This window comes from Dyadobacter sp. Leaf189 (assembly GCF_001424405.1).
Classification (GTDB): domain Bacteria; phylum Bacteroidota; class Bacteroidia; order Cytophagales; family Spirosomataceae; genus Dyadobacter.
The window spans coordinates 898,090-914,041 of the sequence record NZ_LMPS01000001.1; the positions used below are offsets into that span (position 1 = coordinate 898,090).

Genomic DNA, 15,952 nt, shown 5'->3' on the forward strand with positions numbered 1-15,952 from the left:
ATAGGTTTTTATTTTCTAATTCATTGAAACCAATGTACTTCCGCGGAGTACCGGGACTACATCGTAAAGATCTCTCTGCAAACAGTACGAAATGTCTTTCTGGATTCCCAAACGCTGCAGCCTGCGAACGTGAGATGAATTGGAGACACTCGCTAGCAGGTTGTCCCTGCTTTGATCGTAAAGTCGCTGCGCCATTAAGGTCCCGTCTTCCAGCAGCATAAACTGCTCTTTCAGCGCATCAGCAAGCGCGCCTGCAAACAATGTATCCTCCAGGTTTGGCCGGCCTTTCCAGCCTGCACAAAGTACAAGAACATCGTAAGGTTCTGATCTGAGATGATTGGCAAGAGCACCCAGGTTTAAGAACGACCCGATCATCACTTTCACTGCGGAAGATTTTGCCTTTGAAATGGATAACGTTCCATTGGTCGTCGTCATTGCTACCTCAGAGCCGATCAGCCGCTCATTCATAAAGCTGAACGGGGAATTGTCAAGGTCGAAACCCTCCACTTTCCTTGCATCGCGCTCGGCGGCAGCTATAAAGCCTTTATCCTGTAAAAGCTTGCATTCTTCTATAGTCGCGACGGGCGTAATGCTTTTTACACCATAGGCAAGCCCCGTAACCATACAGGATGTCGCGCGAAAAATGTCGGCAACTACTACAATTGAATTATCAAGCTTATGTAAATGGAGCAGATCGGGGGTAAGACAAACGTCAAGTTGTTTCATTCTGAAAACAGGTGCTGATTTTTTTGTTTAGTTTTTTACAAAAGGCAGTTTTACAATTCTCGCCTTCAAGAGCTTTTCCCTGACTTTTATAAATACTTCCGAATCAGCTTTCGCAAATTCTGTGGGCACGTATCCCATTCCGATCCCTTTTTGTAAAGTAGGTGACTGGGTACCGGAAGTAACTTCTCCAAGCTTGTTACCTGCTGCATCGCAGAGCTCGTAATGTCCTCTTGGTATACCCCGGTCAATCATTTCAAAACCAACAAGCTTCCTTTTCAGGCCCGCTTCTTTCTGAGCTTTGAGGTTTTCCGAATTGATAAAGTCTTTCGTAAACTTGGTAACCCACCCCAATCCGCCTTCCAGAGGAGAAGTTTGATCATCTATATCATTTCCGTAAAGACAGAAACCCTTTTCCAGCCTTAATGTATCCCTGGCACCGAGTCCGACCGGTTTAATGCCGAATTCTTCACCTGCTTCAAATATCGCTTTCCACATTGCCTTGGCAGATTCATTTTTAACATAAATCTCAAAACCGCCAGCGCCGGTATAGCCCGTTGCAGAAATAATTACATCCTGTATACCCGCCATTTCTCCTGTTTGAAAGGTATAATAATCCATCGCAGCAAGATCAAGGGTAGTCAGCTTTTGTAAAGTAGCCGTCGCATTGGGACCCTGTACCGCAAATAGACAGGTAGCGTCGGAAATATTCTGCATTTCAGCTCCCTCACTGTTATGGCTCTGGATCCAGTTCCAGTCTTTCTCGATATTGGATGCATTCACAACCAGGAGATAACTGTCTTCTTCGATACGGTAAACCAGCAGATCGTCCACAACACCGCCGGTTTCATTGGGTAAGTAGCTGTACTGTACTTTTCCGTCAAACAATGCAGCTGCGTCGTTGGCGGATACTTTCTGAATCAGGTCCAGTGCTTTGGGACCTTTAACAAGGAACTCTCCCATGTGGGACACATCAAAAACACCCACGTTATTTCTTACAGTATGGTGCTCGTCCAAATCAGATGAGTAACGCACAGGCATTTCAAAACCTGCAAATGGGACCATTTTAGCGCCTAATCCGACGTGGAGCTGATGCAATGGGACTGTTTTCATGTAGAATAAATTGATTCACTTTAATTCACAAAAGTATGCAAAGCGGCGCAAAGCCGCACAAAAAAGTCTTTATTCACTGACCGTCCAGTTCATTTTGAAGTATATTGTGAAAAAATAGGTTAAAAATTGTATCCGCTGAATCGTGGATTATTTCAAAAAGGGATGAAGAAACAACTACTGGTCTGGGCAACTTTACTGAATGGCGCAAACGCATTTTCGCAAACCGCTACATTCAATGGGCAGGTTATCGACGATAAAATAAGTATTGGGTATGGAGTGGCCGCCGGCGATGTGGACGGGGATGGAAAAACAGACATTTTGCTCGCTGATAAGAAGGAGATTGTCTGGTACAAAAATCCTGGTAATAAAGAAGGCAGCTGGTCGAAATATGTGATTGCAAAAGATCTGACCGAGCAGGATAATGTATGCATTGCCGCCAGGGATATTGATGGTGACGGAAAAGTGGAGGTAGCGGTAGGCGCGCAATGGAATCCTTCTGAGACAAAAAATCTGAGAGAATCGGGCGCGGTTTTCTATTTGTCGGCACCGGAAGACCGCACCCAAATGTGGGAGCCGGTCCGTTTGCACCATGAAGTAACAATTCACCGGATGCAGTGGGTTAAAAAGGCCGAAGGAGATTTTCAGCTGGCTGTTCTGCCACTGCACGGAGAAGGTAATGCAGGCGGAGTAGGAGCCGGGGTCAAGATGATATTATTCGATGTTCCGGAAAACAGAAAAGGGATATGGGGTTTCGATTTGCTGGAAACCAACATGCATATGACGCACAATATGCATCCAATGGAAGTACCCGGGCGCATTCTGGGACTTTCAGTGGCGGGAAAAGAAGGTGTTCAGGTGTTTTTAAATGGAGCCGATGGTTGGGCGCCTTCGGGTAACTGGATGGTAGCCGATCAGGGAGTAGGAGAGATCAGGACGGGCAGTTTGGGCAAAAATCAACTTTTCACAGCAACGATCGAACCAATGCACGGAAGTTCGCTGGTTGTGTATTCGAAAGATAACCGCACTGTGCTGACAGACAAGATCAAGGAAGGACACGCATTGGCTTGCGGAGATTTCTTTGGGCAGGGCCGCGACCAGGTGGTGATGGGCTGGCGTAACCCGAATGTGCTGGGAGAAACAGGTGTACGGATTTTTGTAGGATCCGATCCGGAAGGTAAAAAGTGGCAGGAATACACATTAGACGAAAAAATCAAAATTGCCTGCGAAGATCTCCTGGCTACTGACCTCGACGGTGACGGCGACCTGGATATCGTAGCTTCCGGCCGCGCTACCCACAATGTAGTAGTATACTGGAACCAAAAGAAGAAGTAACAAGAAAAGGCTGGGAAACAAAGTTTCCCAGCCTTTTCTTGTTGTTAATAAGTTGCATTGTCTTCTTTTGTCACACTGAGCGGAGTCGAAGTGCATGCACTTCGACTCCGCTCAGTGTGACAAATATTTGACTAACTAGTTACAAGCATCAGTCCCTGCGCCCCATCAGCAAGCTCACATAGTAAAGTAATGTAGCCAAAGAACCGATAGCAGCTACCAGATATGTTCTTGCAGCCCATTTCAATGCATCGGCTGATAGTACATATTCTCTTTCTGTAACAATCCTGTTTTTCTGTATCCACGCCAAAGCACGGTTACTTGCATCATATTCAACCGGCAATGTGATAAAGCTGAAAAGGGTTGTTGCAGCAAATAACGCAACGCCGATTGTAAGTGGCAGAACAGTTGTATTGATCAGCAAAATACCGATCAAAATAATCCATTGCATATACTGTGAAGCAATGCTCAGGAACGGAACCATTTGCGAACGGAATTGCAGCCATTTATAAGCAGTAGCATGTTGCACCGCGTGCCCGCATTCGTGGGAAGCCACTGCGGCGGCAGCTACACTCCGGCCGTAAAATACATCCGGGCTCAGGTTAACTGTTTTATCCTGAGGATTATAATGGTCGGTTAGCTTTCCTTCAACAGACAATACGCGAACATCGTAGATACCATTTTCACGAAGCATAGTTTCAGCGATTTCCTTTCCGCTCATTCCGTTGCTTAATCCTACCTGCGAGTATTCTTCAAACTTGCTTTTCAGCCTCCACTGGACGTACAAGCTTACAAGCATTACAACAATACCGATTACATATGCACCCATCATAGCTTTTCCTATTTATATCCTTGTTTTATTTTCTCTATCAGCGCCGTAGTCGAGTAACCCTTCACAAGAGCTATCGTTTTTACTTCGCCTCCATTAGCTAAAACAAAATCCGCGCCAGCAATGGTTTCAACGGTATAATCGTCTCCTTTGACCAAAATGTCAGGTTTTACAGCCTCAATCAACTGACTAGGCGTCGGTTCATCGAACAAAATGACAGCATCGACAAATGAAAGTGCGGCCATTAACCTTGCGCGGGCATACTCATTTACGACCGGTCGCAATGGACCTTTCAGTCTGCTTACCGAAGCATCGGTGTTCAGCCCGAGCACCAGTTTGTCACCCAGCGCCTGTGCTTTTTCCAGGTAATCAATATGTCCCAGATGCACAATGTCGAAACAGCCGTTGGTGAAAACAACTTTCTGTCCGGCACGCTGCCATGATTCTACGGTAGGGATTGCTTCTTCCAGTCTCAGGATTTTGCTCTCAGTAAGGTTCATAGGGTATAAAAGGTGTTAAATGCCGGAAAATGAATGTACAATCATCATACTGATTTTCCATTATCCCAGACTATTACAAGGCATTATTCACTTGCGTTCCGTCATGAGGTCATTAAGTCACTTAGTAGCAATCATTCAATCAAGCCGATACCTGCTCAGGTTCGTCTACTGTTTTATTGTTTTTTAGCAAAACAAAAAGAAACGCTAATGCACCTGCGGCCAGCATAAAGAGCATTTGCGCCCCGTGGATAAATGTTGCGAGGGTTATCCCGTCACTTTGCGACAGTCCGTAAAGGATCATAACGTTGCCCACCAGCAGGTGATATGCGCCAATTCCGCCTTGCGTAGGAGCGGTCATTCCAATTGCGCCTACCACCAGTAGCGTCAATCCGGCGAGGGGGCCAAGATCGGAAGTTTCGGGAATGCAGAAGAAAAGTACGTACGAGACGAAGTAGTAGAGCACCCAGATCATCAATGTACTTAAAATGAAAAGTCCGGGATTGCGCAGCTTGCGGATACTCAGCAAACCTTCGAGCATACCTTGTGCAAACTGGACGATTTTAGCGACCAATGCATTCTGCTGGAGCTTCGATCTGAGCGTGAGGTTTTTATAAAGATAAATTGCGAGTAAGACAACGAGCACCAATCCACCGACCAGGATACCCAGCAGCATCCCGCTGCCCGAGCCTCCATTTCCGCCTGCGACTTTGCTTTGGAAGAAATCGGTAAAGAATGTACTGAGCCGATCAAATTCTAAAATGAAGTTCAGGCCGATCAGCAGAACCAGGATAACCACGTCAAAAATACGCTCCGCCACTACTGTCCCGAAGCTGAGGTTTACAGGAATGCGTTCCAGTCGGTACAATGTTCCGCAACGTGTTACTTCGCCCATTCTGGGTACAATATAATTGGCAAAATAACCGGTAAGAACAGAGACCGAGCTGTTGACAATGCCTGGTTTATGGCCGAGCGGCTCCATTAACATGCTCCACCGCCAGGCTCGGGTAACGTGGGCGCAAAGAAGAAAAAAGCAGGAAACGGCTATCCAGCGCCAATCCGATTTGGCAAACCGGTCCAGCATTTCAGCCAGATTAATATCTTTAAATACAAACCAGATCAATCCGCCGGCCAAAACCAGCGAAATGGTGTAACGTAGAACATTTTTCATAGCTGCTGTTTATGTGGTGCCGGGAGCAGGATTAGCTCACCAGATGGTTGTTGTGGTCGGGAAAAACGATCATCGGCTTGAAGGTTTTGGCCTCTTCCTGGCTCATTGATCCGTAAGCAATAATGATGATGATATCTCCAATCTGCACGCGGCGCGCGGCGGCTCCATTCAGGCAAATCATACCTGATCCTCTTTCTCCCTTGATTACGTAGGTTACAAAACGTTCGCCATTGTTGTTGTTGACAATGTGAACCTGTTCATTCTCAATAAGTCCGGCAGCATCGATCAGGTCTTCGTCGATGGTGATACTGCCAACATAATTCAATTCTGCCTGAGTCACCTTCACGCGGTGAATCTTGGATTTCATTACTGTTATTTGCATTACCCGGTATTATAAGTCGAGATAAAAAAGAGTGCATTACTGCCCAAAGTTACAGGAATAATGCGCAGTCCTCAAAACATCAGGGTCCGGTTTACGGTTCCACCCGCATCCTATGCAGCCGCTCCCTAAATTCTACTCGTTTGAACGTGCCATTTTTCCAAGGTCTTGAAGTAATATTCCGAGCCACTCTGCTTTACATATATTATCACCTTATTTTTCTTAAATATCCGATGAGTACAGAAAATAAACCAAAAGATGTAAACCGCCGGGACTTTTTACAAAAGACTACGGCAGCAGCAATTGGTAGCTTTTTTATAGTCCCGCGACATGTTTTGGGTAAAGGCTACCGGGCACCAAGCGACAAGCTGAATATAGCTGGCGTAGGTGTCGGAGGAAAAGGCTTTTCGGACACCAATAATGCATGGAACAAAGGCGCCGAAAACCTGGTAGCACTTTGCGACGTAGACTGGGGTCAGGCAAAGAAGAATTTTGAGCTCCACCCGACAGCCAAGAAGTACAAGGATTTCAGGAAGATGTTCGACGAAATGGGAAAGGATATCGACGCGGTAACTGTTTCCACTACTGATCATATGCACGCCATAATCGCAATGGCCGCAATGCAGAGAGGCAAGCACGTCTACGTTCAGAAACCTTTGACGCACGACATTTATGAGGCGCGTATGCTCACAGAAGCAGCCAGGAAATACAAAGTTGTGACCCAAATGGGAAATCAGGGCGCTTCTAACCCGGCGCAGAACCAGATGAAAGAATGGTTTAATAAAGGTTTGATCGGAAATGTGCATGAAGCGCATGTTTGGACAAACCGTCCCGTGTGGCCACAAGGAATTCCGGTTCCAACCGAAAAATTCCCTGTTCCTGCTGATATCGACTGGGAACTTTGGGTAGGATGTGCGGATTGGGTTGATTATAATCCGGCCTGGCACCCGTTCAAATGGAGAGGTTGGTGGAATTTCGGTACAGGTGCATTAGGCGATATGGGCTGTCACCTGATCGACCCGGCGTTCCGTACGCTTGGGCTGGGTTACCCTACCGAGCTGGAATGCAGCGTGGGGCAGGTGTTTATCAAAGACTGGACTCCTGAGTACATTCCTGAAGGCTGCCCGCCATCTTCAAGGGTGCAATTGAAATTCCCTGCCAACAAGGTAAATAAGTCAGAAGTAACATTAACCTGGCACGATGGCGGTCTCCGCCCATTCCACCCGGACATTATCCCTGCAAACGATCCGCTAGGCGAGCCCGACAGCAGCAATGGTGTTTTGCTGATCGGTGAAAAAGGTGTAATGACCTGCGGTACGTATGGTATCGATCCAAAAGTATATCTGAAAGACGGAACCAAGCTGCAATACAAGCAGGGTGATTTCGGAAACAAATACACCACCATGCCGGAGTTCGGTCACCATGTTTCCTGGTCTGACGCTTGCAAGGCTGGCTTCAACAGCAAGGAGCACAAAGCGCTTACCTCTTCATTTGACTACGCAGGTCCATTGACTGAAACTGTGATTATGGGTAACCTTGGTATCCGCAGCTACAACCTGCGCAAAGCCAAAGCAGATGGCAAAGGTTTTGACTATCCAGGCCGCAAGAAGCTGCTATGGGATGGTACAAATATGAAAGTAACCAACTTCGACGAAGCAAACCAGTTCGTAAAGCGCCAGTACCGCGGCGACTGGAAGCTGGGAAGCTAGGTTGCAGTATGTTCATTTCACATAAAGGCGGCACGTACCTGATACGTGCCGCCTTTATGCTATGCTTTGTCACCCTGAGCGGTGTCGAAGGGACGCTACTCACAGGCGGTAGCGCCCCTTCGACTCCGCTCAGGGTGACAAGTCTGGCCCAGGGTGACCAACTATTTTCAAAACACCAAATTATCAATAAGCCGCACCGGCCCCAGGAATACTGCTACGCATATTGCGTTATTCCCCTTACTTCCAATTATGTCGATGGGTTGCAAATCGGATAGATCCACTATTTCAAAGTAATCCAGCCTAAATGCATCGACAGCTGAAAACTCCTGTTTCGCTTCTTTAATAACCTCTGAAACACTTTCTCCTTTAAGCAGGGCATTTTTCGCTGATTCCATGATCCGGAAAATGTGTGGCGCAATGTGCCTTTCTTCTTCATTCAGCCTGCGGTTTCGTGACGACATCGCCAGTCCGTCGGCTTCGCGGACTGTAGGTGCTATAACAAGTTCCAGGTCAAAACTCAGGTCCGCAACCATTCTGCTGACCACCGCCACCTGTTGCAGGTCCTTTTGACCAAAATAGGCGCGATGGGGTTTTACAATATGAAAGAGCTTTGAAACCACGATCCCGACACCATTGAAGTGCCCTGGCCGCGAAGCACTTTCCATTACCGTTTCCAGCGCGCCGAAATTAAATTTCAGAATAGGCTGCTCGGGGTACATTTCTTCTGCTGACGGAGCAAATACAACATCGCAGCCGGCAGCTTCAAGCATTGCGCAATCGGCTTCCAATGTCCGCGGATATTTCAGAAGATCTTCGGGATTGTTGAATTGGGTAGGATTGACGAAGATGCTGCAGACTGTCACATCGTTATCGGCTTTTGAAGCCTGTATCAATGAAATATGACCTTCATGCAATGCGCCCATTGTGGGGACAAGCCCTATTTTTTGCTGTTGTTGAACTTGCTGAACGAGGTACTTTCTGAGGTTGGAGATCGAAGTAAATACTTCCATGGAAAACTGAAATTCGGAGGGAGTAACCCTGCTTGTCAAAGTGCTTTATATCTCAGAATGAAACCGGAAGTGAGAAAGCGAAATATTTGGAAATAGACTTCCCAAACTGAGCGCAATATGACAATTAGTTTGGAATATCTTTTGAAAATGCGATTTTTTTTGTATAATTTTGCAAAACTTTTTTTCACAAACTGCTAAAAGATCTATGGAGAAACTACGAATTTTATATGTAGCCAGTGAAATCAATCCTTTCCTCCAGACCACTGATGTTGCCGATTACGTAAGAAAGCTCCCACAGGCAATGCAGGAAAGAGGTGCAGAAATCAGGATTCTAGTTCCGCGATTTGGTCTTATCAACGAACGCAAAAACCGGCTTCATGAAGTAGTTCGACTGTCAGGAATAAACATTACCGTAGGAGATGAAGAAAAGCCACTGATCATCAAAGTTGCCTCAATCCCTAATGCCAAGTTGCAGGTGTATTTCATTGACAATGATGATTATTTTCACCGTAAATCTGTGTTCTTTGATAAAGAGAACAACTTTTTCGATGACAATGACGAGCGTGCAATTTTCTTTTGCAAGGGTGTTTTGGAAACAGTTAAAAAACTGGGTTGGGCTCCGGACGTAGTACACTGTAATGACTGGATGACCGCCCTGATTCCGCTTTACCTGAAAACCACTTACCGCAACGATCCGATGTTTAAGGATACGAAAAGTGTGTTTACGGTTCACAACAATGCTTTTGATTACAAGTTTGATGCAGATTTGCAGAGCAAGGCAAAAGCAATGGATGTAAGTGACGAGGCTTTGGCCCATTTACATTCTGCTGATTTTGAAGGATTCGTTAAAATCGGCTGTGCTTATGCAGATGCAGTCTTGAAAGCTGACGATAGCTGCAGTGATAGTTTGAATGAAATCTTCAACAATGCACCGAAACGTGTAGAGCTGAACGAGCAGGATGAAAACTTCTCTGAATCATATTACAACTTGTACACTGATCTGATGAGCTGATTAGCATATAACAGTCACAGAAACCGGCAATTTTGGAATTGCCGGTTTTTTTGTGCCTTACCAGATCGTTTCTTCATTGTTTCAATGTGTTCGAGCACTCCGTTTAAATTGGATAATTTCCAGTATTTAACTTAAAATAAGCTTGTTAGGAAAGGTGTATTGCTCTTTATTTGCGCTCCAAGTTGACATACACTTTAACCAAAATTGAAAAAACTATGTGTGGAATTGTGGCTTATGTTGGAAATAAGGAAGCTTATTCCCTGATCTTGAAAGGCCTTAAAAGACTGGAATACCGGGGTTACGACAGCTCTGGTGTTGCCTTGCTTGAAAATGGTGAATTGAATATTTACAAGAAGAAAGGGAAAGTCTCCGAGCTGGAAGCCGGGTTGGCGGGCAAAGAGCTGCATGCGACTATCGGGATAGGGCACACTCGCTGGGCTACCCACGGAGAACCTAACGATGTGAACGCACACCCGCATTTTTCCAATAACCGCAAGCTTGCTGTTGTTCATAACGGGATCATTGAAAACTACGCCGCAATTAAGAAAAACCTGATCAGCAAGGGACATACGTTCCAGAGTGAAACTGATACAGAAGTTCTCATTCATTTTATTGAAGATATCCAGGCCGAAACCGGCGACTCGCTTGAATCTGCCGTGAAGCTGGCGCTGAAAGAAGTAGTGGGAGCGTATGCAATCGTCGTAATGTCGGTGGATCAGCCCGGACAACTCATCGCCGCGCGAAAAGGCAGTCCGCTGGTAATTGGAATAGGGGAAGAGGAATACTTTTTCGCTTCGGACGCAACGCCCATTATAGCCTACACCAAAAACGTGGTTTACCTCGATGACTATGAGGTTGCGGTAGTACGTGACGGAAAGCTGAGCATCCAAAATCTCGATAATACCGAGACAATTCCTTACATCCAGAAGCTGGAAATGGAACTCGAAGCCATTGAAAAAGGCGGCTACGACCATTTCATGATTAAAGAAATATTCGAACAGCCGCGTTCCATTGCCGACAGTATGCGGGGCCGACTGCGTTCAAGCGATTCGCATTTGCAGCTCGGAGGATTAAGTAACCATCTCGATAAGCTCGCCCAGGCGGAGCGGATCGTGATCGTAGCCTGCGGCACTTCCTGGCATGCGGGACTGGTGGCTGAGTATCTTTTTGAAGAGCTTGCCCGGATCAATGTGGAAGTGGAGTATGCTTCCGAGTTCCGGTACAGAAATCCGGTTATTAAAGAAAACGACATTGTAATTGCCATTTCCCAGTCGGGTGAAACGGCGGATACACTCGCAGCGATTGAACTGGCCAAATCAAAAGGAGCTACGATTTTCGGGGTTTGCAATGTAGTTGGCTCGTCGATTGCGCGGGCTACGCATGCAGGTGCCTATACACACGCCGGGCCGGAGATAGGCGTGGCAAGTACCAAAGCGTTTACAGCACAAGTGACGGTACTTACATTAATTGCATTAGCTACCGCAAAACAAAAAGGCACGATATCGGAAGAAGTATTCCGGCAATTGCTGACTGAGCTGGAAAACATTCCCGACAAAGTCGAGAAAGTGTTTGAGAACGCATCTAAGATCAAAGAGATCGCATTCATTTTCACCTATGCACGCAACTTCATTTATCTGGGCCGCGGACTTAACTTTCCGGTCGCGCTGGAAGGCGCGCTGAAATTGAAAGAGATTTCATACATCCATGCAGAAGGCTACCCTGCTGCTGAAATGAAGCACGGACCGATTGCATTGATCGACGAAGATATGCCGGTCGTTTTTCTGGCGACGAAGGATAGTTCCTACGAGAAGATCGTATCCAATATTCAGGAGGTAAAGGCGCGGAAAGGCCGCGTGATCGCCATTGTTACCGAGGGCGATACGCTGATCCCGGGAATGGTAGATTTTGTGATCGAAGTTCCGGAAACGCACGAGATACTTACGCCGCTTGTTTCCGTGATCCCGTTGCAGCTTTTATCCTACTACATTGCGGTTATGCGCGGCAGGAATGTAGATCAGCCAAGAAATCTCGCCAAGTCTGTCACAGTTGAATAACTGCTTTGACAAATACGATAAAGAAAGCGAAGCCCGTAAATGGTTTCGCTTTCTTGTTTACACAAATCCGGTGAAAATAATATATACCCGTTTTCGTTAGCTTTGCGCATCAGCATTGTCGGATTTGATTTATATGTTAAAGCAGTTACCCCTTCTTTTTGCGGCGCTTTTCAGCCTTTTTCTCGTTTCCTGCGGTAAAGAGCAGCAATCTTCTTTTGCTCCGAAGCCCAAAGGTTTCAATCGCATTGACTTGCCGGCTCATCAGTATCAGCAATTAACGGAGCTGCATCCTTATACTTTTCAATATTCCACTTTTGCCAGAGTAGAGCCCGACACCTTTTCCATTGCGGAAAAAGACTGGATTTTTATCAACTATCCTGCATTAAACGCGAATATCCAGCTGACTTACAAATCGCTTGAAGGTGATCCTTCAAGACTGAAATCCTACATTGACGATAGTTATAAGCTCACAGGAAAGCACCAGATCCGGGCATCCTCCATTCAGGAGCAAAAGGTTTTGAGTAAAACCGGTCGTACAGCAATAATGTTTAAAATCGAAGGCGATGTGCCGAGTCCGTATCAGTTTTACACAACAGATAGTACCAAGCATTTTTTGCGCGGCGCCATTTATTTCCCAACTGCTACCAAAAACGACTCCCTGGCACCTGTGATCAGCTATCTGCAAAAAGACATGCTGCAACTTTTGAATACCCTGAACTGGAGATAATTCGTCGTAGTTATTGCAGTGAAAAATCGAAGGACGTATCTTTGAAGTTCTCACCTCAACAAGATCAGCAAATGGCAAAAAGGCAACCTAAGAATCAGCTTCCTTTAGATTTCTCGGTTCGTGGTAACCGGATCGTCCTGCATCTGGGACAAGTCGAAAGCCAGCGCTTGGGTACCCGGCTTTTTGATGAGCTCGTTAATGGTGACTGGATGATCGAACCCGCCGGAGAAGCTGCGGATATCTCCTACGCACAGGATATCGTGCATCAGATAGGGCATAAGCTGCCTTATCCTGAGGGTATTAAAATAGCGCAGCTACATAAAGTTGATCCCGCGTTCAAAGGTTTTTCTGCTATTTACAGACAGAAAGGCTGGGTGTTTGTAAATGCGGCGTCGGAGATAAATGAGCGTAATTACCACATTCATTTACTGACTGTTTCGCTCGGCCTTCATACCTTGTATTCCAGCACCACTTCGCTGGCTGCCCGCTCTGAGCAGCTGATTTTTGAGGCACTTCTGCCTTATAAGGAAGTGGAAAGCTTTTTCAGGAATGATATATACAAAATCCCTGATTCACTTGCTTCCGATATTGCAGGCTATTTCAAAGTGCCTTTTCCAATGGTGCTCAAACGCGCACTGGCATTGAAAATCATTTCTGACGAGCAGTACAGGAATTTTATGACAGCCAATCCTACATCACCGGTAAGGCCCAAAGAGCTTTTTGTTTCGAAAGACGGGAATATTGAAGATCTGGAAGCGCAGCTATTCTCAGGTAATCTGGAAGATTGATTTTACTGTTTGACAGGATCCAGGTTGCTGAGATCAGGCAATGGACTTACCGACGTCCACCCGCCATCTACCACAATGCTTTGCCCTGTAATATGTCCTGAATGTGGCGAAAGCAGGAATAAGGCTGCATTAGCAATATCTTCACAAATAGCAGGCCGCCCCATCGGAGTGATCGACGACCAGATTTTGGGGTAGGTAGGATCCTCGGCCATTGTCCGCTCCGTCATAGTCGCTCCCGGCGCAACCGCATTGATTGTAATTCCAAAAGGCGAAAGTTCAAGAACCAGATTTTTAGCCAGCATTTCTAACCCTGCCTTTGTCATCGCATAAGCAGCTAAAAACTGGTGCGCCTGGTGGCCTACGACGGATGACATTAATAAAATGCGACCTCCCGATTTTTGTTTCCGCATTTGTCGGGCAGCTGCCTGTGTAAGCAGGAAAGAACCCATTAAATTCACTTCCAACACTCGCCGCAGATCATTGGCGGGATACTCAAAAAAATCGCCGAATAAGGTGATACCTGCATTGGCTACCGCAATCGTGAGCTTGCCGAAACATTTGACAGCTTCATCAACCATTCCTTCGATCATCTCAGGATTGGAAGCATCTCCGGCAAAGGCGACGCACTCGCCGCCTTTGTTACGGATTTTCTTTGCAGCTTCTGAAGCAAGTGCTTTATCAGTATCATTCAAAATCACACACGCACCCTGGACTGCCAGTTGGCGTGCAATTTCAAAGCCGATACCCTGGCCTGCGCCAGTGACAATTGCTACCTGATTTTCAAAAAGATTGTTATTCATTTTACCCAAATCAAAAACCATTCTGCTTAATGAGAATCTCTGGTCACCTTATCTCCTGAACCACCTTTCAGGAAGTCCAGGTCCGCGCCTTCGTGCGCTTGTAAAACGTGGTTAATATGCAGATTTACATAGCCGCGTTTATAACCCAGATCGAGCGGCTGCCAGTCGCGCCGTCTGATTTCAAGCTCTTCCGGCGACACTTCCAGATTCAACCGTCTGTTAGCAACATCGAGTTCGATAAAATCCCCGTCACGAACCAATGCAAGCGTACCGCACACCGCGGCTTCGGGAGAAATGTGCAAAACAACCGTTCCAAAACCGGTACCGCTCATTCGTCCATCAGAAATGCGGACCATATCAATCACGCCTTTCGCCAGCAGCTTCTTCGGCAGCGACATATTACCTACTTCCGGCATACCGGGGTAACCTTTCGGGCCTACATTTTTAAGTACCAGAATGCTATTTTCATTCACATCCAGCTCTGGATCGTCGAGCCGGTGTTTGTAATCATCTATATCTTCAAAAACGACCGCTTTTCCCCGGTGCTGCATCAAGTCAGGGTTGAGGGATGCAGAAGGTTTGATCACCGCGCCGTTTTCGCAAAGGTTACCCCGCAAAACAGCCAGTCCGGTCAGGTCTTTGATAGGCTCGGCCAGCGTGCCGATTACTTCGGGGTCAAAGCACTCTGCATCTGCACAGTTTTCGCCCATTGTTTTTCCATTGGCTGTAATTACCCCGTCATGCAACCTGCCGATCAGCTCTTTGATCACCACCGGCAAGCCGCCTGCATAATAGAAATCCTCCATGAAATAACCACCGGAAGGTTGCAGGTTGAGCAAAAGCGGAACACGTGCGCAGATATCGTTAAAATCGTCGAGCGTAAGATCCACACCGATCCGGCCGGCGATAGCGAGGAGGTGAATCACGAAGTTGGTAGAGCCGCCAATAGCCGCATTGATCATGATCGCATTCTCAAATGCTTCTTTGGTCAATATTTGTGACAGCCTTAAATCCTCATGGACCATCTGCACGATCCTTCTTCCCGATAAGTGCGCCAATACTTTGCGACGCGAATCAGCAGCCGGAATAGCCGCGTTTTCAGGCAGGGTTAACCCCAGTGACTCCACCATGCACGCCATTGTGGAAGCTGTTCCCATTACGGCGCAATGCCCCGCGCTGCGGCACATACAGGCTTCGGAGGTCGTGAATTCCTCCTGCGACATTTCACCTTTCCGGTAAAGTTCGCTGAACCGCCAAACATCGCTGGTACCTACTGTCTTTCCTCGGTACCGGCCGGTGAGCATGGGCCCGCCCGAAACAACGATCGTCGGAATATCCACACTCGCTGCACCCATGACAAGCGAGGGCGTGGTTTTGTCACAGCCGCAGAGCAATACCACACCATCAATCGGATTGGCACGGATCGATTCTTCTACGTCCATACTGGCCAGGTTGCGGTAAAGCATGGCGGTAGGCTTCATCAATGTTTCACCAAGAGACATTACAGGGAATTCGAGCGGGAAACCGCCTGCTTCCCAAACGCCCCTTTTTACCGATTCGGCCAGCTCGCGAAAGTGTCCATTGCAGGGTGTAAGCTCCGAAAAGGTATTGCAAATGCCGATTACAGGTCTTCCCTCAAATTCATCGGCCGGGTATCCCTGGTTTTTCATCCAGGCGCGGTATATAAATCCATCTTTCCCGGATTTTCCGAACCAGCCGCGGCTGCGTAGCTTATTTTCTTCCATTGATCGCCATAGTTTACAGATAACAGGTAAAGCCCGTTTTCAGTAAAATATAATTCTACTGACCCT

Annotated in this window: 15 protein-coding genes; 6 read left to right on the forward strand and 9 right to left on the reverse strand. The window is 46.8% G+C overall.

Annotation, left to right across the window (positions count from 1 at the left end; translation table 11 throughout):
* Positions 1–15: 15 nt before the first annotated feature.
* Complete coding sequence (locus tag ASG33_RS03875) at positions 16–726, reverse strand: 2-phosphosulfolactate phosphatase (protein ID WP_056280549.1); 711 nt, start codon at positions 724–726, stop codon at positions 16–18.
* A 27-nt stretch (positions 727–753) separates the two neighbouring features.
* Positions 754–1,836 (reverse strand): glycine cleavage system aminomethyltransferase GcvT, encoded by a 1,083-nt coding sequence (gcvT, locus tag ASG33_RS03880; protein ID WP_056280553.1) that lies wholly within the window; start codon positions 1,834–1,836, stop codon positions 754–756.
* Positions 1,837–1,998: 162 nt separating this feature from the next.
* Here gcvT and ASG33_RS03885 point away from each other — a divergent pair, with 162 nt between their 5' ends.
* Positions 1,999–3,168, forward strand: coding sequence for a VCBS repeat-containing protein (locus tag ASG33_RS03885; RefSeq protein ID WP_056283229.1), 1,170 nt, complete (start codon positions 1,999–2,001; stop codon positions 3,166–3,168).
* 148 nt (positions 3,169–3,316) lie between these two features.
* Here ASG33_RS03885 and ASG33_RS03890 read toward each other — a convergent pair whose 3' ends face one another.
* The 4 genes from ASG33_RS03890 to panD form a co-directional block, all read right to left on the reverse strand.
* Positions 3,317–3,997: a zinc metallopeptidase gene (locus ASG33_RS03890; RefSeq protein WP_056280556.1), complete on the reverse strand. Its 681-nt coding sequence runs from the start codon at positions 3,995–3,997 to the stop codon at positions 3,317–3,319.
* 8 nt (positions 3,998–4,005) lie between these two features.
* The gene (gene rfaE2, locus ASG33_RS03895) at positions 4,006–4,494 is read right to left on the reverse strand and encodes a D-glycero-beta-D-manno-heptose 1-phosphate adenylyltransferase (protein WP_056280559.1); all 489 of its coding nucleotides are present in this window, start codon (positions 4,492–4,494) and stop codon (positions 4,006–4,008) included.
* Between the two features lie 139 nt (positions 4,495–4,633).
* Positions 4,634–5,662 (reverse strand): lysylphosphatidylglycerol synthase transmembrane domain-containing protein, encoded by a 1,029-nt coding sequence (locus ASG33_RS03900; RefSeq protein WP_056280562.1) that lies wholly within the window; start codon positions 5,660–5,662, stop codon positions 4,634–4,636.
* A gap of 31 nt (positions 5,663–5,693) precedes the next feature.
* Positions 5,694–6,044 (reverse strand): aspartate 1-decarboxylase, encoded by a 351-nt coding sequence (gene panD / locus ASG33_RS03905; RefSeq protein WP_031526370.1) that lies wholly within the window; start codon positions 6,042–6,044, stop codon positions 5,694–5,696.
* A gap of 230 nt (positions 6,045–6,274) precedes the next feature.
* Between panD and ASG33_RS03910 the strand changes: the two genes are divergently transcribed.
* Complete coding sequence (locus ASG33_RS03910) at positions 6,275–7,750, forward strand: Gfo/Idh/MocA family protein (protein WP_056280565.1); 1,476 nt, start codon at positions 6,275–6,277, stop codon at positions 7,748–7,750.
* A 167-nt stretch (positions 7,751–7,917) separates the two neighbouring features.
* Here the strand turns inward: ASG33_RS03910 and panC are convergent, their stop codons facing one another.
* Positions 7,918–8,760 carry a pantoate--beta-alanine ligase gene (gene panC, locus ASG33_RS03915; protein ID WP_056280568.1) on the reverse strand — a complete coding sequence of 281 codons (843 nt, stop codon included), beginning with the start codon at positions 8,758–8,760 and terminating at the stop codon, positions 7,918–7,920.
* A gap of 205 nt (positions 8,761–8,965) precedes the next feature.
* On the opposite strand from panC, the gene ASG33_RS03920 reads away from it, so the two are divergent.
* The 4 genes from ASG33_RS03920 to ASG33_RS03935 all read left to right on the forward strand — a co-directional run bounded on the left by ASG33_RS03920 (position 8,966) and on the right by ASG33_RS03935 (position 13,341).
* Positions 8,966–9,772 (forward strand): glycogen/starch synthase, encoded by an 807-nt coding sequence (locus tag ASG33_RS03920; protein WP_056280570.1) that lies wholly within the window; start codon positions 8,966–8,968, stop codon positions 9,770–9,772.
* Positions 9,773–9,987: 215 nt separating this feature from the next.
* On the forward strand, positions 9,988–11,826 hold the full coding sequence (gene glmS, locus ASG33_RS03925) for a glutamine--fructose-6-phosphate transaminase (isomerizing) (protein ID WP_056280573.1): 1,839 nt from the start codon (positions 9,988–9,990) through the stop codon (positions 11,824–11,826).
* A gap of 133 nt (positions 11,827–11,959) precedes the next feature.
* Complete coding sequence (gldD, locus tag ASG33_RS03930; RefSeq protein ID WP_056280576.1) at positions 11,960–12,553, forward strand: gliding motility lipoprotein GldD; 594 nt, start codon at positions 11,960–11,962, stop codon at positions 12,551–12,553.
* Between the two features lie 71 nt (positions 12,554–12,624).
* Positions 12,625–13,341 (forward strand): hypothetical protein, encoded by a 717-nt coding sequence (locus tag ASG33_RS03935; RefSeq protein ID WP_056280579.1) that lies wholly within the window; start codon positions 12,625–12,627, stop codon positions 13,339–13,341.
* A 2-nt stretch (positions 13,342–13,343) separates the two neighbouring features.
* On the opposite strand, the gene ASG33_RS03940 is transcribed toward ASG33_RS03935, so the two are convergent.
* Both ASG33_RS03940 and ASG33_RS03945 read right to left on the reverse strand, forming a co-directional pair.
* Complete coding sequence (locus ASG33_RS03940) at positions 13,344–14,141, reverse strand: SDR family NAD(P)-dependent oxidoreductase (protein WP_056283232.1); 798 nt, start codon at positions 14,139–14,141, stop codon at positions 13,344–13,346.
* 26 nt (positions 14,142–14,167) lie between these two features.
* Positions 14,168–15,886, reverse strand: a complete 1,719-nt coding sequence (locus ASG33_RS03945) for an IlvD/Edd family dehydratase (protein WP_056280581.1) — start codon at positions 15,884–15,886, stop codon at positions 14,168–14,170.
* Between the last annotated feature and the right edge of the window lie 66 nt (positions 15,887–15,952).